Below are 15,517 nucleotides of genomic sequence, written 5' to 3' on the forward strand. Positions count from 1 at the left end.
CCACTTTATTTATAAGAAGAAAACTAAGCTGTTTCTTGTTGTTTTCGTTATATATTCTAAACTATTTAGTTACTTCACTATTTCACTTCATAATAGATGGTCTTCTTTATATAACATACTACTCATAATGAAATAGTAAATAGTAACTAGAAAATGAAAACCACTTACTTTACTTTTCTTCTTATTGTACAACAGAGTATTCATTCATGCATTGTTATTTGTTCACAAATTCGATATAATTTGATTGTGTAAAGTCAAAATATTTTATTAATATAAAATTGTATGATTAGGGGATATTTCAACAGAAAAGGGGTAATCCATCATGAAACACCTCGTACTACTAGGTGGTGGCTACGGTGGAATGAGAATTCTGCAGCGGCTACTTCCAAACAACCAACTTCCAGATGATGTACAAGTGACATTAATCGACAAAGTACCATATCATTGCTTTAAAACTGAATATTATGCATTAGTTGCGGGTACAATTTCAGAAACGCATATTCGCATACCGTTTCCTGAGCACCCACGTCTCAATATTCAATACGGAACAGTAACAAATATTGACCTCGAAACGAAGGCCGTTCATCTCGATGGCGGTGAAACGATTCAATATGATGATTTAATTATCGGGCTTGGCTGTGAAGATAAATATCATAACGTTCCTGGGGCAAAGGAATATACACATAGCCTACAATCAATTGAACAAACACGTAAGACATATGAACAATTAAATAGCTTAGAACCAAATGCAACAGTAGCTGTCGTTGGGGCTGGTTTAAGCGGCGTTGAAGTGGCAAGTGAACTTCGCGAAAGCCGTTCAGATTTAAAAATCTATTTATTTGATCGAAAAGATAGAATTTTATTCCCATATCCAGAGAAATTAAGTAGATACGTAGAAGAATGGTTTGTAAAACATAAAGTTACCATTATACGAAACTCTAACATTACAAAAGTGGAACCAAACATTGTATACAACCATGATGAACCACTTGAATGTGATGCAATCGTCTGGACAGCTGGTATTCAAGCAAATGAAGTTGTTCGAAACCTTCCAGTAGAACAAGATGGTAGCGGACGGGTTGTTTTAACGAAATATCACAATATTCCAAATAACGAGCACGTTTATGTCGTAGGAGATTGTGCAGCACTTCCACACGCACCATCTGCTCAACTTGCTGAAGGTCAAGGAGAACAAATTGTCCAAATATTATTAAAACGTTGGAATAATGAACCCCTTCCTGATGAACTGCCTGTTATTAAATTAAAAGGTGTTCTCGGTTCTCTCGGCAAAAAACACGGATTTGGTTTACTAGCAAACCAACCATTAATGGGACGTGTACCGAGATTATTAAAATCCGGTCTTCTTTGGATGTACAAATATCATAACGGTTAATACTTTAAAGGCTGCCTACATAGTAGACAGCCTTTTTCTATTCATTTTTAAAAAATAACTTTCTCAATATAGATTCACGAAACTTCCCTATTTTAATATTAAAAACTATCAATTAAAAGTGTATGCTATATGTAAGAGTTGTTTCATTTTATTATTTTCTTTAGGACCGAATACGTTCGGTCTTATTTTTTATGCTATAAGTACTACACATAATAGGAGGCATTTCATTTCACTTATGAACTTAACAAAACTAAATAATCAAATAGAAGTGAAAAAGAAAGAATTAATCCACCTCGTTGAAAAATATGGATTTTCTCACGATAAAGTCATTTCTCTCAGTCAAGACTTAGATCGCTTGCTAAACTTATTAACGAAGCTAACTTCCGTCTCAAAACGATCTAATCCTACAAACAAAGAAAAAAGATGTTCCCTCTGAATAGACTTTATTTTTCTATTTTTCTCCCTTTTTGATACGATATAACTAGAATCAGAAAGGAGCAATTTATGTTTATATTAAAAGACATCATATATAAAGATATTCTACACATTCCTTATTTACAGATTCAAAAAGAAAAAACAACTTGTATTATCGGTGAAAGTGGTAGTGGCAAAAGCACATTACTTCGCATGTTAAACGATTTACAATCACCAACATCTGGCACAATTGAATATAACGGAAAATCTATTTTAGATTATCCTCCCATTCAATTACGCCGTGAAGTTGTCATGCTCGGACAAACTCCGCCTATTTTTGATGGAACAATTAAAGATAATTTATTAATGGGACTTCGATTTTCTGAAAAGCCATTTCCAAATGACGATGCCCTGCAAGGCGCATTAACGACTGTTAGCCTAGATAAAAAATTAGAAGATAACGCCTCTTCTTTATCAGGTGGCGAAAAACAAAGACTTGCTTTCGCTCGTATTATACTAATGGATCCGCCCGTCTATTTATTAGATGAACCAACTTCGGCACTAGATGGTGACACAGAACGCCGCGTTATGAAACAATTCACTCTACTGGCAAGAGAAAAGAAAAAAACAGTTATCTTCATCACGCACTCGCAACAACTTCCAGAAGAAATCGCAGACGATATTATTGAAATTAGTAAAACAAACGGTGCAACTAGAAAGGAAGTGCTATCAATTGAAGGGCGTTATTGAACTACAAATTTGGCAACTTGCAGCTGCATATATTTTCATCCTTATTTTAATCGGGCTTGTGAAATTAAAAGGAATACCGCGTGAGAAACAAATTACAATTGCTACATTACGTATGACAATTCAGCTCGTACTAGTCGCATATGTTCTTACATACATATTTGAAAATAGTAATCCGTTTTATACAATAGCTCTCATTACTTCTATTACTACATTTGCGATTTTCAATATTTATAAACGAGTTAATATTCCAATGTCAAAAGAATTAAAACGAGTAGCCGCCCTCTCCATGATTGCTGGATCAATTGGCCCTCTTCTACTATTTATCTTTGTCATTATCGGACACGATCCTTGGTATGCTCCGCAATATATCGTTCCTATTGCCGGCATGCTAATCGGTAACGCTATGACAGGTATTTGCCTCGGGGCAAACACCTTTTTAAACAGTATGAAATCACAAAGAGACCATATTGAAGGTGCACTTATGCTTGGCGCAACTCCAAAACAAGCAGCTGCTCCGCTCATACGGGACGCTTTCGATTCTGCTATTTTACCAACAATTAATTCCATGGTCGGAATGGGAATTATAAGTCTTCCAGGCATGATGACAGGACAAATTTTATCCGGTGTATCACCATTTACAGCTATCCAATATCAAATTGCGATTATACTTGGCATTTCTGGAAGTACAGCTTTCTCTGTTATTATCTTCTTACAGCTTGGGTATAAAACGTTCTTTAATAAGCGGTGCCAGTTGAAAGAAGTTGAAGTACAATCATAAAAAAGACGCTCTGCAAGTTACTTACAGAGCGTCTTTTTTCTTTGCTAATCTTACGCTTTCTTAACGAACTGTGATTTTAACTTCATAGCTCCGAAACCATCGATTTTACAATCAATATCGTGATCTCCTTCAACTAGACGGATACTCTTTACTTTCGTACCAATCTTTACAACTGAAGAAGTTCCTTTTACTTTTAAATCTTTAATTACAGTAACAGCATCGCCATCTTGAAGAACGTTTCCGTTCGCATCTTTTACAACTTTTGCACCATCATTACTTTCAGCTTCCGCTTCTTGACCCCACTCATGGGCACATTCTGGACATACGAAAAGAGCGCCATCCTCATACGTATATTCTGAATTACATTTTGGACAATTTGGTAAAGTAGCCATAAATTCATTTCCTCCGTTCATTATTTATACGTAAAAATCAAATCGAATTTTTACATGTCGATAAATAAAATTTGTATAGCATTTCTTTATACTGCCATAGTCTCACGTTATTGACAAGCCTACCTCAAATTCTCATTTTTTATTGTATTTTACAAAATTTCAATTAGTATGGCGTTTGTTTACTAATGTTTTTCTCTTCTTGTTACATATCCTTTCTCATAAATAAAAAGAAGAATCTTCATTAGACTCTTCTTTTTGCGATACATCATTATCTATTTATATTAATACCAGGCATTTTCTTCAATATAAAATTGATACTCTTCTGCTTCTTCTTCATTTAACTTTTTATCGTTTAAATAAATTTCTTTCCATTCAAATCTCTGTTTATCTAAATACACAGCGAACTTAATCTTTACATCCTTTTTTTCCTCATAATCATAACCAGTAAATTCTACTATATCAAAACGTCCTTCTTTTTTTACATACGTCCATTTTGGATCATCAGTAAAAACTTCCAATGTAATCCCTTCATCACTTAAACGAACTACATCTTTTATATTCGGTTCCGTCGGTAAATACGATAACCCATAACCAGCTGCACCAAATACTACAAATAATAACGCATTTAATCCAAGCATAATCCCAACATGAGTGCCACCCTTTGTTTGGAAGTAATAATTGTGTTGTGCATCAGATAACTCTTTTGCCTTATGTAAAACGCGAACTGTATGCTTGTAATATAAACGATTCCCTTGCCATCCAGTAAATAGCATAGTTCCGAAATAAACAATAAAATCGATCCACATCGGGATATCTATAAAAACAGAGGTAATTAAAGTAGGAACTCCTACTAATGCAATAATAATAAATAATTTATACATTTTGCGATAAGCTAACCACAATAATGGGAAGAAAAAGGCTATCCAGTTCCAACTATTTCCCTTCTCGGGATCTTTTGCTTTCCCCCACTTAAAGTCGTAATATGCAGTATTATTTCTCACAACTTTATGTAACTCTTTAGGAGCTATCGCTTCCTGTAAAACAGTGTCCTTCACGTACATCATCCTTCTCTTATTTCTATATAACTTTATTGTATATCTATAAAAAGAAGGAATCTAACAAAAAATAGTTATATTTCATAAAAATGAACAAAAATCGAATACATTCCGACAATTATCCATTCTATATTCCATTTTACTATTAAATATATTAGAATACTCATATATAAGACATTTAATACACTATGTTAAACATCTTGTATATTGGCAAAAAAGGATGTATCAAAATCATTTTGACACACCCTTCTCCTATTAAACTACTATTGTAATATGACCTAGCCTAAAATCTCGACTTAAGAGACTTCACAAATTAGCTCTCTACTATTTCAAACATATTTCCACTTACACAACTATCCCACATTACCCTTCACTTTCTCAATAACATCTTCTATACGCTTAGCTATACATTCTGGCTCCCAATCTCCCTCACCATGCATAGCTGTATAAACCGGACAATTTTCATCATTACTATCTACAAAGATCGGGTCTCCGAGATAGGAATCTATCCCAATTACAATCCAACCGTCTTTCCACTCTCCGTCTTCATTCCCGATTAAGCTTTGCCCTTCATCATCAAAGCTATAACCAAGTTGCCCTTCTTCTATTTCTTCACTATTAAATAATTCTATTGTCATTGGTTCAAATTCACACTCTAACTCAATTTCATTATCCTCAGCGCGATCTACATGTGCTAAAAGTTGTTTAATTTTATTGTGGTTAATCATAAGATTTTCTCCCTCTATTGCGCAATTTTTTAATTAACTATAATATACAAAATAAAGTTTATAAAACTATTATTTGAGGTGACCTAATATGAAGACTACACTTTGGGCAGAAGATGACTATTTAAAATTAGCACCTATTAACGACGAACTAATAAAAAAAGCAGAAGAAGTACTAAACGTAAAGCTCCCAGAATCGTACATAAATCTTCTAAAAGAACAAAACGGAGGAACTCTTCGATTAGATGCTCACCCTACTTCAGAGCCAAATTCTTGGGCAGACGATCACGTTAATGTTTCTGGATTATATGGCATTTCTTTTGATGAAAATGAGTCTAGTATTTTAGAGAGCCATTATTTAATTCAGGAATGGGACATGCCTGAGAATATCGTGCTTTTATCTGGTGACGGACATACGTGGATTGCACTAGACTATCGAAACGTAGCTGAAAATCCTCCAGTTATATTTATCGATAATGAATTTGAGGAAATTATTGAATTAGCACCTAACTTTGAAAGTTTCTTACAAAACTTAACTACATACAATTATGATGAAGATGAAGAGTAAACCTATCTCTAAAGGAGTGCGCAATAGTGCAAGATTTCATTATAAAGTGAAACTTTAATCAGTGGGGGTTTTGTTCATCCCCCACTGATTATTAGCCTTCACTAATCGGGCTTTTACGGGCAGTTGATCTCCCATCTAACTTCTTTGCTCCAGCCGAATTTTGAAGTGAGAGTCTTACTGCCCGTTAATGCGGGATAAACATCAAAAAGAACAGTCTATTGCATAATGTTTCACATGAAACTATCCATATTTTAGATTATCTTTCGACTTCTCATTCCTTGCAAAGTACTTTTTCATTATATAAAAATAGTAAAAGCATCCTTTATATGAAGGATGCTTTTACTATTCACCTACCACTTCCCCCTACACTCTTCAATTACATACAGCAAATACCGCTTCGTCATATCAGCCCGTCTCCACCTAGAGAGCTTTCGCTTTCCTTCTGGATTCTGCCTCATTCGCTCTACTTCTCTTAATAAAGGCTCCCACTTATGAGAGTAAAGTTTCAACATGTATTGTAATCCTCTATCTTTTGAAACAATTGTTTTATGATCTAACGTATATAAAATACGTCCCATCGTAACGACAGCTGATTCTACCCATTCTTCTATGAAAAATAAATAAGGACGCTTCGCTTTTTCAAGCCAGTAATGTTCTACGTTGTATTTCATTGTATTTACTACATCGTCCCACTTTATTTGAAAGGAAAGGTCTTCTACTTCTTTCCCGCTAACTGTAATACCTTGATTTTTCAATGTCCACCATGTGACCGCGTTAATATCCCAATGACCAATATCAGCCTTACCATCAGTACAATACACGTACTCATTTATTTCATGATTGTATTTCCCTAAGTCAGCAAGCGGAATATACATACCATCCATTCTTTTACCTAACGTACTTTTACTAATTTTTTTATGCAGTTCTATAATTTGTTGTTTTTCAGCTCCATTCACGGAATCACTTATTACCGTAACAAAATCAACATCGCTCGTTTCTATATGAAATGCTCCTAGCGCGATTGATCCGTAAATATATACCCCGACTATTTTTTCATCCGAAAAAATTCCTTTTAATTCTACTATGTACTGCTCCATTAATTGCTTTACTTCTTCTGGTAAAGCATGTTTTATTCCATTCTCCACATCTATCCCTCCAATAAAAAAAGCCTTCGCAAATTCGCAAAGGCTTCATGCTTTATAAATATTTCTCGATTTCTTCGTAAACATCCTTCAAACGAGGATTTCCTTCTCCAACAATCTCTCCATTCACAAGAACGACTGGATAAAATAAATCTTCTTCTACTACGCGCTCTGCGAATGCTTTTTTATCTTCATCTTCTTGTTCTTGTTGAAAATCAATATACTCGAAATTAAATTTATTTTCTTGTCCTTCATATTTACGACCAATCGCCGCTTGTAACCACTCAAACGTTTCTGTTGAAGATGGCATTCCAACGCAGCTCGCACAAATTACTTTCGTCCCATACACTTGCACATTAACCATTTCTTCTCCCCCACTTCTTGTTTCAACAGTATATTCAGATGTCTTAGTACATAAGCACATCATTTTACAAACTTATTCCATACCCCTATACTGAAAAAACACGTTGTACACACGATATAATATTTTGACAATAAAACAAGAAGAGAAAAAATAGATTTTCCCCTCTATCTTGATTATAATAAAACTGATGAAAGGAGTCGATAAAAATGGAAAACCCACATATGCAAGAACAGGTACTAGAGGTATTAGATAAATTACGTCCATTCTTACTTCGCGATGGCGGAGACGTTGAATTAGTAGACATTGAAGAAGGTATCGTAAAATTACGCCTTATGGGTGCATGCGGAAGCTGCCCAAGTTCTACAATCACACTAAAAGCTGGTATCGAACGCGCATTACTTGAAGAAGTACCAGGCGTTATTGAAGTAGAACAAGTATTTTAATCTAAAAGCGGAAGCGGCTCGTTCAGAACAGAAGGTCATTGGAGCTCCTGACGAAGAGGCGCTTTTTGCCTCACAGGAAGGCGCGAAATGGCCGACTGTTCTAGCCGCTGGAGCTAGATATTAATTAAAAGCAGAAGCGGCTCGTTCAAAGCTACTTCTAAGAAAAGAGACCAAATTTGGTCTCTTTTTTTGTACGCAAACAAGACATACTCCCCTACACTATTAACATCATAAAACAAAATTGGAAATCCTTCTCAAAAAATGCGATAATTAATATATAGTGAATCGTTCACACATATACAGCGAAAAACATAGGGGGGACGACGTATGCCAAAAATAGGGAGTACTTTTGTAACAATTCAAGAATTAGAGCAGAAAAAAGAATATTTATTAAGTCTTTCACCCGTTATACCGACATGGAATACGAGCTATCAATTTTTATTTAAAGAAATACAACAAGAATTATTAAAAAAGGTAAATGAAAAAATTGAAAGACACCACATTATTTTAACTATATGTACAGATCAAAAAGTAGGAGCATAGCTTCTTATTATATAAAGATAGACACGGGTATCTGTTGTGGTATAAAAAAAAGACCTCAATTGGTCTCTTTTTTATACGTTTAAGACAGCCAATCTAATTTCCTAATGCCTAACTTATCAACAGGTAAACGAAATGACTCGTAAAAATGATTCATAAATTGCTCAGTGCGCCTCACATCATGTAAAATGATTTCTAAACGGGCTCTATATATGCCTTTTTGTTCTTCGTTTCCTGTTTGATAATATCGTTCAATTGTTTCAAAGTAGTGAAGCGGGAACAGAAGCCTTGCGAATAATAAGCGCCAACCAAATGAAGAGAGCGAATAATTACGTTCATAATCTGCAATGAATTGAACTACCGTTTGCTCCCAATCTTTCTTTTTTTCTATCATCATATAGCGAATACATTCTGCTATATCTCTACTTGGGTGATCATATACCCAATCAAAAGGAAGTTTTAAACGCTTCGTTTGCTGCCATAATAAAGGTGTAAATCGTTCTTGGCAAATTGTTGCTGCGTCAGTTATTTGTGGTGTATCGTCCATTTCTGTATCGACAACATATTGAATTGCATTTTCTGCAACTCCTAAGTAATACGGGAAGGATTCAATAAACAATTGATCGAATACGTCTGAAGGATGGTTCATCACTTGCGATTGCCAAAACCTTTCTAATTGGTCGAGCCTTTTTTCCCATAGTGCTTTCCATTCACCAATGCGGCTTAATTGCTCAACTTCTTCTGGAAAGAATGCGCCACGTTTATGGAATATAGAAAGCTCACTTCCTAATGATGTAGCATGTCGCTCTAACATACGCATACCTTTTAATAAGCAGTAATTTTTTTCTTCTATCTCACTTACATAGTAGCCGTGTATAGTCGGAACGAAAGTCGAAACAGTTATATCCCCTTGCTGGTTCATATAATCACTGAGCTTTTTCATCTCTACAAGTACTTCTTCCTCCATTTCTCCAATTGGAACAAGTACATAAATTCTGTTGCGAATCCAAAAGCTTTTATAGGGGCCAAGGGGGATTAATTCTTTAACATGCATGTGATAATGCTCATAAATATGCTGAATCATCGCAGTCGCCACCTATGGTTTTTCTTTATATATATGAGCTTGTGCTCGCCTTTCATTCCTATGCACATGATAAAGCAATGAAACGTATACAAATACTAAAAAGAAAAAAAGGTGATAAACATGAAAGACTCAAATCAACTACAAGAAAGAGCATTACAACTATTACAAGAGCGCGGTGTAACAATTGACGATATTGCTGATCTTGTTCATTTTCTTCAAAAGAAATACCATGCAAATTTAGAGATGTCAGAATGTCGTTATAACGTTGAGCGTGTACTATCAAAACGAGAAGTACAAAACGCTCTTATTACAGGCATTGAACTTGATGTCCTTGCTGAAAAAGGAATGTTAAGTCAGCCGTTACAAGATATCGTAAAACGCGATGAAGGACTATATGGAATTGATGAAGTCATCGCACTTTCAATCGTTAACGTGTACGGGTCAATTGGCTTCACGAACTTTGGATATATCGATAAATTAAAACCAGGTATTTTAGAATACTTAAATGATAAATCAACTGGAAAGGTGCATACATTCCTTGATGATATCGTTGGCGGAATCGCTGCCGCTGCTTCAAGTCGTTTAGCGCACCGTGCTGAGCATTCGGAATAAGGGGTCTAGGCCGTCAGTTTCATACTGACGGCCTTTCATATTCCATAAGCATGAACTCTCTTCCACGGCTCAAAAAAAGAGGTCCTACTTGAAATCCAATGTTTTTATACAGCCTAATCGCTCTCTTATTGAATGTCGCTACACTCAGTCGAAACATTTTCGAATTCAATTCCTCAGTAGCAAATGCTATTCCCGCTTGAAAAAATATTTCCCCCATCCCTTTCCCTGTTAACTCCGGCTTCATTCCAAGCCCAATATCTACTACATCTTCTCCCCTATATAAATTAGCATCTCTTCCCCCTGGCACTTGTGCATTTTCTCCAAAACAAAAATAGCCGATGAATTCTCCATTCTCTCCGCAACAACCGTAATACGTTCCATCTAGCAACTCTTCTATTACTTCAGCATCTCCCGAAAAGCTATATAACGTATAGGGATTTTCATACTTCCACGTATTTATTTCTTTCGCTTCTTCTTCTGTTAACTTATGTATATCCATTCATCTCGCTCCTTATCAAATACTCTACTAATCTATATGTATTTACTCATTCATTTTCCAAACTTGATTCTCCTCTAATCGTAATATGCATAGTTACATACGCACACCCCTTTAAAAAATGCTAAGATTTATTTGAATCGCTGTTGTTACACTTCTTGATTAAGAAAGACTGTTAACCGGAAAATTAACGTCTTATCAAACTCAAGCAATTGGCACGTTTTGTCATCATGAAAGACACTCGAAAGAGTGTCTTTTTTCTATACCTGAGCAGGACCTGCTCATTTACAAAATTAATGCATAAATTAATATAACTCTTTAAACGCATTATTCCCTTTCTATATGTTGCGGCGTTCGTTGCGACATATTCGGATAATAAAAAGCACTCCAGCCAGAGTGCTTTTTACTTTCAAACAAGGAGGTTACATATATGGATAGTACTCTTGTATTTAACTTTGGTATCGGTATTGTTATCATTTTATTCGTCTTCTTTGTTCTTTGTATGAGTGGAGTATAGCAATCTTTTATGCTGACAACTCCTTTAAAGTATCACTCAATTTAAACTTTCTTAATTGTAATGAAGCAATCATTGCTGCTCCTGCTCCGAGTATAATGCTAGCTAGTGCCAATATTAAAACTTGATTATACGGAATGATAATAACCGTTAACTCTAAGCTTGATAACACAATATAACTAAATACAATTCCACCTAAAACCCCAATACAACCAGCTATCGCTCCAAGTAAAGTGCCCTCTAATAAAACAATCCGTCTCATTTGCTTCGGAATAGCTCCTACCGCACGAATCATACTAATTTCAGCACGTCTTTCATGTAAACTTGAGACGATCGCATTCATTAACCCTATACCAGAAATAATGAAAACAATTACAACTAACAAGCGAATTAACATCATCATTTGCGATAATAACTGTTCTTGTTCTTTCAATAAATCATAACTGTTTATAACTTCTACATTCTCTTTATTATTTGTAATTTCTTTTACTTGCTTCTTAATCTCTTCAAATGATTGATTAGAATTTGTCATAACTTGAATTGCTTCATATCCTTGTACATGAAACTTATCTCGTGCCCATTGTTCACTCACAAAAATATCTGATCCTCTTAACCTTAATCCTTGCTCAATTATCGAAACGACTTTAATCGTTTGTTTTTCTTTCCCTTTCCCTTTCCCTTGTACTTCAATCGTATCATGCAACTGAATCCCTAAATTTTTAGCCGTTTCTTTCGTAACGACTCCCTCACCATCTTGTAATGGCTTATTTAAATTTTGTCCTGAAATCACTTTCGCCTTCGTTACTTTCTGATACGCTACAATATCATTACCCACAACCTCTATTGAATCATAATTAAAATTATTTTTTCTCGCATGTTCATACCATTCTTGATTTGCCTTTTTAAAGTCATAATTTATAAGTTTTGCTGTAAAATCAGTAGCATTCCCTACACTTGCATCTACACCGTCAACTTTTTTAATCTTCTCCATCCAACTAAACGGTAAAACCTCAATTCCTTGCGAATCCATCGGTACACGTACTACTAAATCAGCTGGTAAATGCTTTTGTAATCCTTTCTTCGTACCTTCATACATAGAGTTTACATACATTGTTCCAACAAGGGCTAACATAAAACCAAATGCTAATATAGCAACTGACACAGCTGCCTTATTACGATAACGAATTACATTTCGACTACTAATCGTCGTTTCAATTCGAAATATCATTTGCAAAGGTTTCGCAATAACTGGCGCTATTATACGAATAAATAGCGGAATCGCAAATAACAAACCAACTGCAAATAACAGTGCTCCAATCGCACTTGGATTAAAACCGACATACTGTTCTAATACGTTACCCGCTAGTCCAATAACAGTACCAATAATTAAAATGCTACAACTAAAAGCACTCCATCTTTTTTCTGTTTTCTCATTACTAGGAAGACCTGGCCGAAGTGCTTGAACTGGTGGAATCTTCCTAACCATGAAAGCTGGTATAATAGCCCCTATGACAGACATAACAATCCCTAGTAAAAATGTAATGAGTAAAATCTCACCTGAAATCGAGAATGATTCTTTCCCTGCACTCTCAATATTCACCCATTTATTAATGAATGATGCCGCGATTGTTTGCGTACCTGCCCCAAGAATAATCCCTGCTAGCGATCCAATCGCTCCGATGCATAAAGCCTCTAATAAAACGACTAATATAATTTGATTTGGGTTACTACCAAGTGCACGTAATAGTGCCCATTGCTTAAATCGACTTCTGACAGATAAGAAGAAACTTCCCATTATTAAAAGGGCTACAACAAATAAGGCAATACCACCTAAACTAAAAATTAACGGTTTCATTACATTTAGTCGTTCAAATGCCTTATCGACATAAGTACGTTGGTCCACCTTTATATTTTCTATCTTCTTATTTACATCAAGAGCAATTGCCCTTTTCACATTTACATCCTGTGCTTTCACTTGAACGAGGTTGAATTGATTTTGTAGATTTAGTTCTTTTTGAAGCCAACTAATTGGAAAATAAGAACCATGCCCCATTGCCGCCATTAACGGTGGATTCAAAATCCCAACAACTTTCACAGTCTTTTCTCCATGCGGCGGAAACGGCAGCTTGATCATATCTCCTACACGTATATTTTCACGGTCTGTATAACCTTTTGTCAGTGCTACTTCAGCACCTTCTTTCGGATATCGACCTTCTGCAATCTTATAAGAACGCATTTCTGGAGAATCTTGCTCAACACCCCAATAAGACGGCTTTCCTGATAGCTCTTTATAATTTGGTAAAGGATACGGTATAAGTACTTTTGATATTTTTTCAGCGTTTTCTAAGCCAACTATCTCTTTTAAACTTTCATTATTTAAATACATATCATTTTTTATATATCCAAATTGCAAATTATAATCTCCATAACGACTTACTACTTGTTCCTTCACACTTTGCTCGACTGATTGATTGCCTAGTAATAACATCGTCGCTAACATAACACCTAAAGCTGCACCGAGGGCAATCAACATATTTCGCAACCAATTTTGTTTCATCGATTTTACCGCATACTTAATTACCCATCGCATCACCTTTACCTCCTACTTTAAAGTGACGATTCATAATCTCTTGAATTTGAGTAACTTGTTGCGGGATATTTCGAAATTTCCACCCTTTACTTTCAGTATGCTCATGAATCACCTCACCATCTAATAAGAAAACGACTTTATCAGCATGGGCCGCTACGAACGGATCGTGCGTTACAATGACAGCTGTTTGCCCTAATTCATCACATGCATTGCGAAGTGCCGCGATAATATTTTTGCTGTTTTCTGAATCTAACGCCCCTGTTGGCTCATCTGCTAATATAATAGCCGGCTCATTTGCAAAAGCTCTTGCTATCGCAACCCTTTGCTGTTGCCCACCTGATAACTGTGCTGGTAAATGCTTTTCTTTTCCTTTCAATCCAACGAGCTCTAATAAACGATTTGCTGTCACCGTTGCCTTCTTTTGCGAAACATTATCTAATAGTAAAGGCAACCCTACATTTTCCTCCGCATTAAACACTGGAATTAAATTAAACTGCTGAAAAATAAAACCGATTTTATGCCTTCTAAATAAAGCGAGCTCTTTTTCTTTTAATGTTGAAATCTCTGTACCATCAACTCGAATACTACCTACCGATGGAATATCTAATCCACCTAACAGCTGAAGTAAGGTCGTTTTACCCGATCCACTTGCCCCCATAATACAAACAAAATCTCCTTTTTGAATTTGAAGATTAATATCTTTTAAGATCTTTACTTTACTATCCCCAATATCAAATGATTTTTCTAACCTTTCAATTTCAATAATATTCATCCCAATATCCCCTTCTCTCTATTTACCAATCTATATATTCTATTCGGAAATGCAAAATCCCTACTATTTTGTATTTTTTTGTCACATACTAACATTTATATTAACCGGTAGTAAGTGCCCGATTAGTGTGAGCAAATAATCAGTGCGGGATGGCCCACCCACCGATTAAAGTTTCATTTTATTTCTCATGTCAGAAAAGTTGATTCTCGCAACGAAAGTAACCATAATAGTTACACAAATATATAAAAACTATTCACATATCCACAAATAGGAGGAAGAACAATGAAACATGTAATCGTTTATGCACACCCGAATACAGAAAGCTTCAACCATGCAATTTTAGAAACTGTAAAAAGTGAATTAGAAAGAAAAGGGCATGAAGTGCGCGTTCGTGATCTATACGAATTAAATTTCAATCCAGTATTAGGTGCTTCCGATTTCACCTCATTTTCTCAAGGAAATACACCAGAAGATATTAAAGAAGAGCAAGAGCATATCTCTTGGGCTGATAGCATTACATTCATTTACCCCGTTTGGTGGGCAGGACTTCCTGCTATTCTAAAAGGATATGTTGACCGCGTATTTAGCCACGGCTTCGCTTATGCTTACGGTGAAAATGGCATTGAAAAGTTATTAAGCGGTAAAAAAGGATTATTATTATCTACAATGGGAAATACAAAAGAAGCATACACAGCAGGCGGTATGTTTGACGCAATGAAGAAAACAGCGGATGTTGGTATTTTTGAATTTACAGGCATTGAAACACTTGAGCATACATTCTATACAAGTGTTCCTTCTGTGGATGACAGTGTGCGTAAACAATATCTTGAAGAAGTTAAAGACGTAGTGAATCGTGCGTTTTAATAAAAAAACTCCGGTTATAAC

The 15,517-nt window shown here is 35.5% G+C and carries 18 protein-coding genes; 9 read left to right on the forward strand and 9 right to left on the reverse strand.

The genetic code is table 11. The features are described from left to right. Positions 1-322 precede the first annotated feature (322 nt). From NSS97_RS25030 to NSS97_RS25045, 4 genes are all read left to right on the forward strand, one after another. A complete protein-coding gene (locus tag NSS97_RS25030) occupies positions 323-1,393 on the forward strand; it encodes an NAD(P)/FAD-dependent oxidoreductase (protein ID WP_000682082.1) in 1,071 nt (356 codons plus the stop codon). Positions 1,394-1,628: 235 nt separating this feature from the next. After that, on the forward strand, positions 1,629-1,829 hold the full coding sequence (locus NSS97_RS25035) for an aspartyl-phosphate phosphatase Spo0E family protein (RefSeq protein WP_044439152.1): 201 nt from the start codon (positions 1,629-1,631) through the stop codon (positions 1,827-1,829). A gap of 68 nt (positions 1,830-1,897) precedes the next feature. Continuing rightward, positions 1,898-2,557 carry an ABC transporter ATP-binding protein gene (locus NSS97_RS25040; RefSeq protein WP_002191064.1) on the forward strand — a complete coding sequence of 220 codons (660 nt, stop codon included), beginning with the start codon at positions 1,898-1,900 and terminating at the stop codon, positions 2,555-2,557. Further along, positions 2,541-3,335, forward strand: coding sequence for an ABC transporter permease (locus tag NSS97_RS25045; RefSeq protein WP_002129719.1), 795 nt, complete (start codon positions 2,541-2,543; stop codon positions 3,333-3,335). The genes NSS97_RS25040 and NSS97_RS25045 overlap by 17 nt, the downstream gene beginning before the upstream one ends. A gap of 50 nt (positions 3,336-3,385) precedes the next feature. Here the strand turns inward: NSS97_RS25045 and phnA are convergent, their stop codons facing one another. The 3 genes from phnA to NSS97_RS25060 all read right to left on the reverse strand — a co-directional run bounded on the left by phnA (position 3,386) and on the right by NSS97_RS25060 (position 5,510). Then, positions 3,386-3,727, reverse strand: coding sequence for an alkylphosphonate utilization operon protein PhnA (gene phnA, locus NSS97_RS25050; protein ID WP_002089332.1), 342 nt, complete (start codon positions 3,725-3,727; stop codon positions 3,386-3,388). A 281-nt stretch (positions 3,728-4,008) separates the two neighbouring features. Then, positions 4,009-4,782: a DUF2628 domain-containing protein gene (locus NSS97_RS25055; protein ID WP_044439506.1), complete on the reverse strand. Its 774-nt coding sequence runs from the start codon at positions 4,780-4,782 to the stop codon at positions 4,009-4,011. Between the two features lie 353 nt (positions 4,783-5,135). Beyond that, positions 5,136-5,510, reverse strand: coding sequence for a hypothetical protein (locus NSS97_RS25060; RefSeq protein WP_088033149.1), 375 nt, complete (start codon positions 5,508-5,510; stop codon positions 5,136-5,138). A gap of 88 nt (positions 5,511-5,598) precedes the next feature. On the opposite strand from NSS97_RS25060, the gene NSS97_RS25065 reads away from it, so the two are divergent. Next, positions 5,599-6,075, forward strand: coding sequence for an SMI1/KNR4 family protein (locus NSS97_RS25065; protein WP_002015882.1), 477 nt, complete (start codon positions 5,599-5,601; stop codon positions 6,073-6,075). Between the two features lie 350 nt (positions 6,076-6,425). Here NSS97_RS25065 and NSS97_RS25070 read toward each other — a convergent pair whose 3' ends face one another. Next, positions 6,426-7,220: a nucleotidyltransferase domain-containing protein gene (locus NSS97_RS25070; RefSeq protein ID WP_107887274.1), complete on the reverse strand. Its 795-nt coding sequence runs from the start codon at positions 7,218-7,220 to the stop codon at positions 6,426-6,428. 52 nt (positions 7,221-7,272) lie between these two features. Next, entirely contained in the window at positions 7,273-7,581 is a 309-nt protein-coding gene (locus NSS97_RS25075; RefSeq protein WP_000248598.1) for a YuzD family protein, read from the reverse strand. 206 nt (positions 7,582-7,787) lie between these two features. On the opposite strand from NSS97_RS25075, the gene NSS97_RS25080 reads away from it, so the two are divergent. Together NSS97_RS25080 and NSS97_RS25085 are read left to right on the forward strand one after the other, a co-directional pair. Then, entirely contained in the window at positions 7,788-8,024 is a 237-nt protein-coding gene (locus tag NSS97_RS25080; RefSeq protein WP_000431159.1) for a NifU family protein, read from the forward strand. Positions 8,025-8,351: 327 nt separating this feature from the next. Then, entirely contained in the window at positions 8,352-8,567 is a 216-nt protein-coding gene (locus tag NSS97_RS25085; RefSeq protein ID WP_002068096.1) for a hypothetical protein, read from the forward strand. A 79-nt stretch (positions 8,568-8,646) separates the two neighbouring features. Here the strand turns inward: NSS97_RS25085 and yutH are convergent, their stop codons facing one another. After that, complete coding sequence (yutH, locus tag NSS97_RS25090; RefSeq protein ID WP_107887273.1) at positions 8,647-9,648, reverse strand: spore coat putative kinase YutH; 1,002 nt, start codon at positions 9,646-9,648, stop codon at positions 8,647-8,649. 120 nt (positions 9,649-9,768) lie between these two features. Between yutH and NSS97_RS25095 the strand changes: the two genes are divergently transcribed. Beyond that, positions 9,769-10,260, forward strand: coding sequence for a phosphatidylglycerophosphatase A family protein (locus NSS97_RS25095; protein ID WP_002015902.1), 492 nt, complete (start codon positions 9,769-9,771; stop codon positions 10,258-10,260). A 19-nt stretch (positions 10,261-10,279) separates the two neighbouring features. On the opposite strand, the gene NSS97_RS25100 is transcribed toward NSS97_RS25095, so the two are convergent. From NSS97_RS25100 to NSS97_RS25110, 3 genes are all read right to left on the reverse strand, one after another. Further along, positions 10,280-10,759: a GNAT family N-acetyltransferase gene (locus tag NSS97_RS25100; RefSeq protein ID WP_002015903.1), complete on the reverse strand. Its 480-nt coding sequence runs from the start codon at positions 10,757-10,759 to the stop codon at positions 10,280-10,282. 521 nt (positions 10,760-11,280) lie between these two features. Then, positions 11,281-13,860, reverse strand: coding sequence for an FtsX-like permease family protein (locus NSS97_RS25105; protein ID WP_341114303.1), 2,580 nt, complete (start codon positions 13,858-13,860; stop codon positions 11,281-11,283). Continuing rightward, on the reverse strand, positions 13,844-14,632 hold the full coding sequence (locus NSS97_RS25110; RefSeq protein ID WP_044439170.1) for an ABC transporter ATP-binding protein: 789 nt from the start codon (positions 14,630-14,632) through the stop codon (positions 13,844-13,846). The genes NSS97_RS25105 and NSS97_RS25110 overlap by 17 nt, the downstream gene beginning before the upstream one ends. A gap of 282 nt (positions 14,633-14,914) precedes the next feature. Here NSS97_RS25110 and NSS97_RS25115 point away from each other — a divergent pair, with 282 nt between their 5' ends. Continuing rightward, positions 14,915-15,496 (forward strand): NAD(P)H-dependent oxidoreductase, encoded by a 582-nt coding sequence (locus NSS97_RS25115; protein WP_107887271.1) that lies wholly within the window; start codon positions 14,915-14,917, stop codon positions 15,494-15,496. The last annotated feature ends 21 nt before the right edge of the window (positions 15,497-15,517 follow it).

This window comes from Bacillus sp. FSL R12-0074, assembly GCF_038005725.1.
Taxonomy (GTDB): Bacteria; Bacillota; Bacilli; order Bacillales; family Bacillaceae_G; genus Bacillus_A; species Bacillus_A mycoides.

Bases quoted from the DNA above. Each gene is read 5' to 3' on its own strand.
- NSS97_RS25040 (WP_002191064.1), top strand. From the start codon at position 1,898: ATGTTTATATTAAAAGACATCATATATAAAGATATTCTACACATTCCT.
- NSS97_RS25115 (WP_107887271.1), top strand. From the start codon at position 14,915: ATGAAACATGTAATCGTTTATGCACACCCGAATACAGAAAGCTTCAAC.
- NSS97_RS25100 (WP_002015903.1), bottom strand. From the start codon at position 10,759: ATGGATATACATAAGTTAACAGAAGAAGAAGCGAAAGAAATAAATACG.
- NSS97_RS25075 (WP_000248598.1), bottom strand. From the start codon at position 7,581: ATGGTTAATGTGCAAGTGTATGGGACGAAAGTAATTTGTGCGAGCTGC.
- yutH (WP_107887273.1), bottom strand. From the start codon at position 9,648: ATGATTCAGCATATTTATGAGCATTATCACATGCATGTTAAAGAATTA.
- NSS97_RS25095 (WP_002015902.1), top strand. From the start codon at position 9,769: ATGAAAGACTCAAATCAACTACAAGAAAGAGCATTACAACTATTACAA.
- NSS97_RS25060 (WP_088033149.1), bottom strand. From the start codon at position 5,510: ATGATTAACCACAATAAAATTAAACAACTTTTAGCACATGTAGATCGC.
- NSS97_RS25085 (WP_002068096.1), top strand. From the start codon at position 8,352: ATGCCAAAAATAGGGAGTACTTTTGTAACAATTCAAGAATTAGAGCAG.
- NSS97_RS25080 (WP_000431159.1), top strand. From the start codon at position 7,788: ATGGAAAACCCACATATGCAAGAACAGGTACTAGAGGTATTAGATAAA.
- NSS97_RS25110 (WP_044439170.1), bottom strand. From the start codon at position 14,632: ATGAATATTATTGAAATTGAAAGGTTAGAAAAATCATTTGATATTGGG.
- NSS97_RS25035 (WP_044439152.1), top strand. From the start codon at position 1,629: ATGAACTTAACAAAACTAAATAATCAAATAGAAGTGAAAAAGAAAGAA.
- NSS97_RS25065 (WP_002015882.1), top strand. From the start codon at position 5,599: ATGAAGACTACACTTTGGGCAGAAGATGACTATTTAAAATTAGCACCT.
- NSS97_RS25030 (WP_000682082.1), top strand. From the start codon at position 323: ATGAAACACCTCGTACTACTAGGTGGTGGCTACGGTGGAATGAGAATT.
- phnA (WP_002089332.1), bottom strand. From the start codon at position 3,727: ATGGCTACTTTACCAAATTGTCCAAAATGTAATTCAGAATATACGTAT.
- NSS97_RS25105 (WP_341114303.1), bottom strand. From the start codon at position 13,860: ATGCGATGGGTAATTAAGTATGCGGTAAAATCGATGAAACAAAATTGG.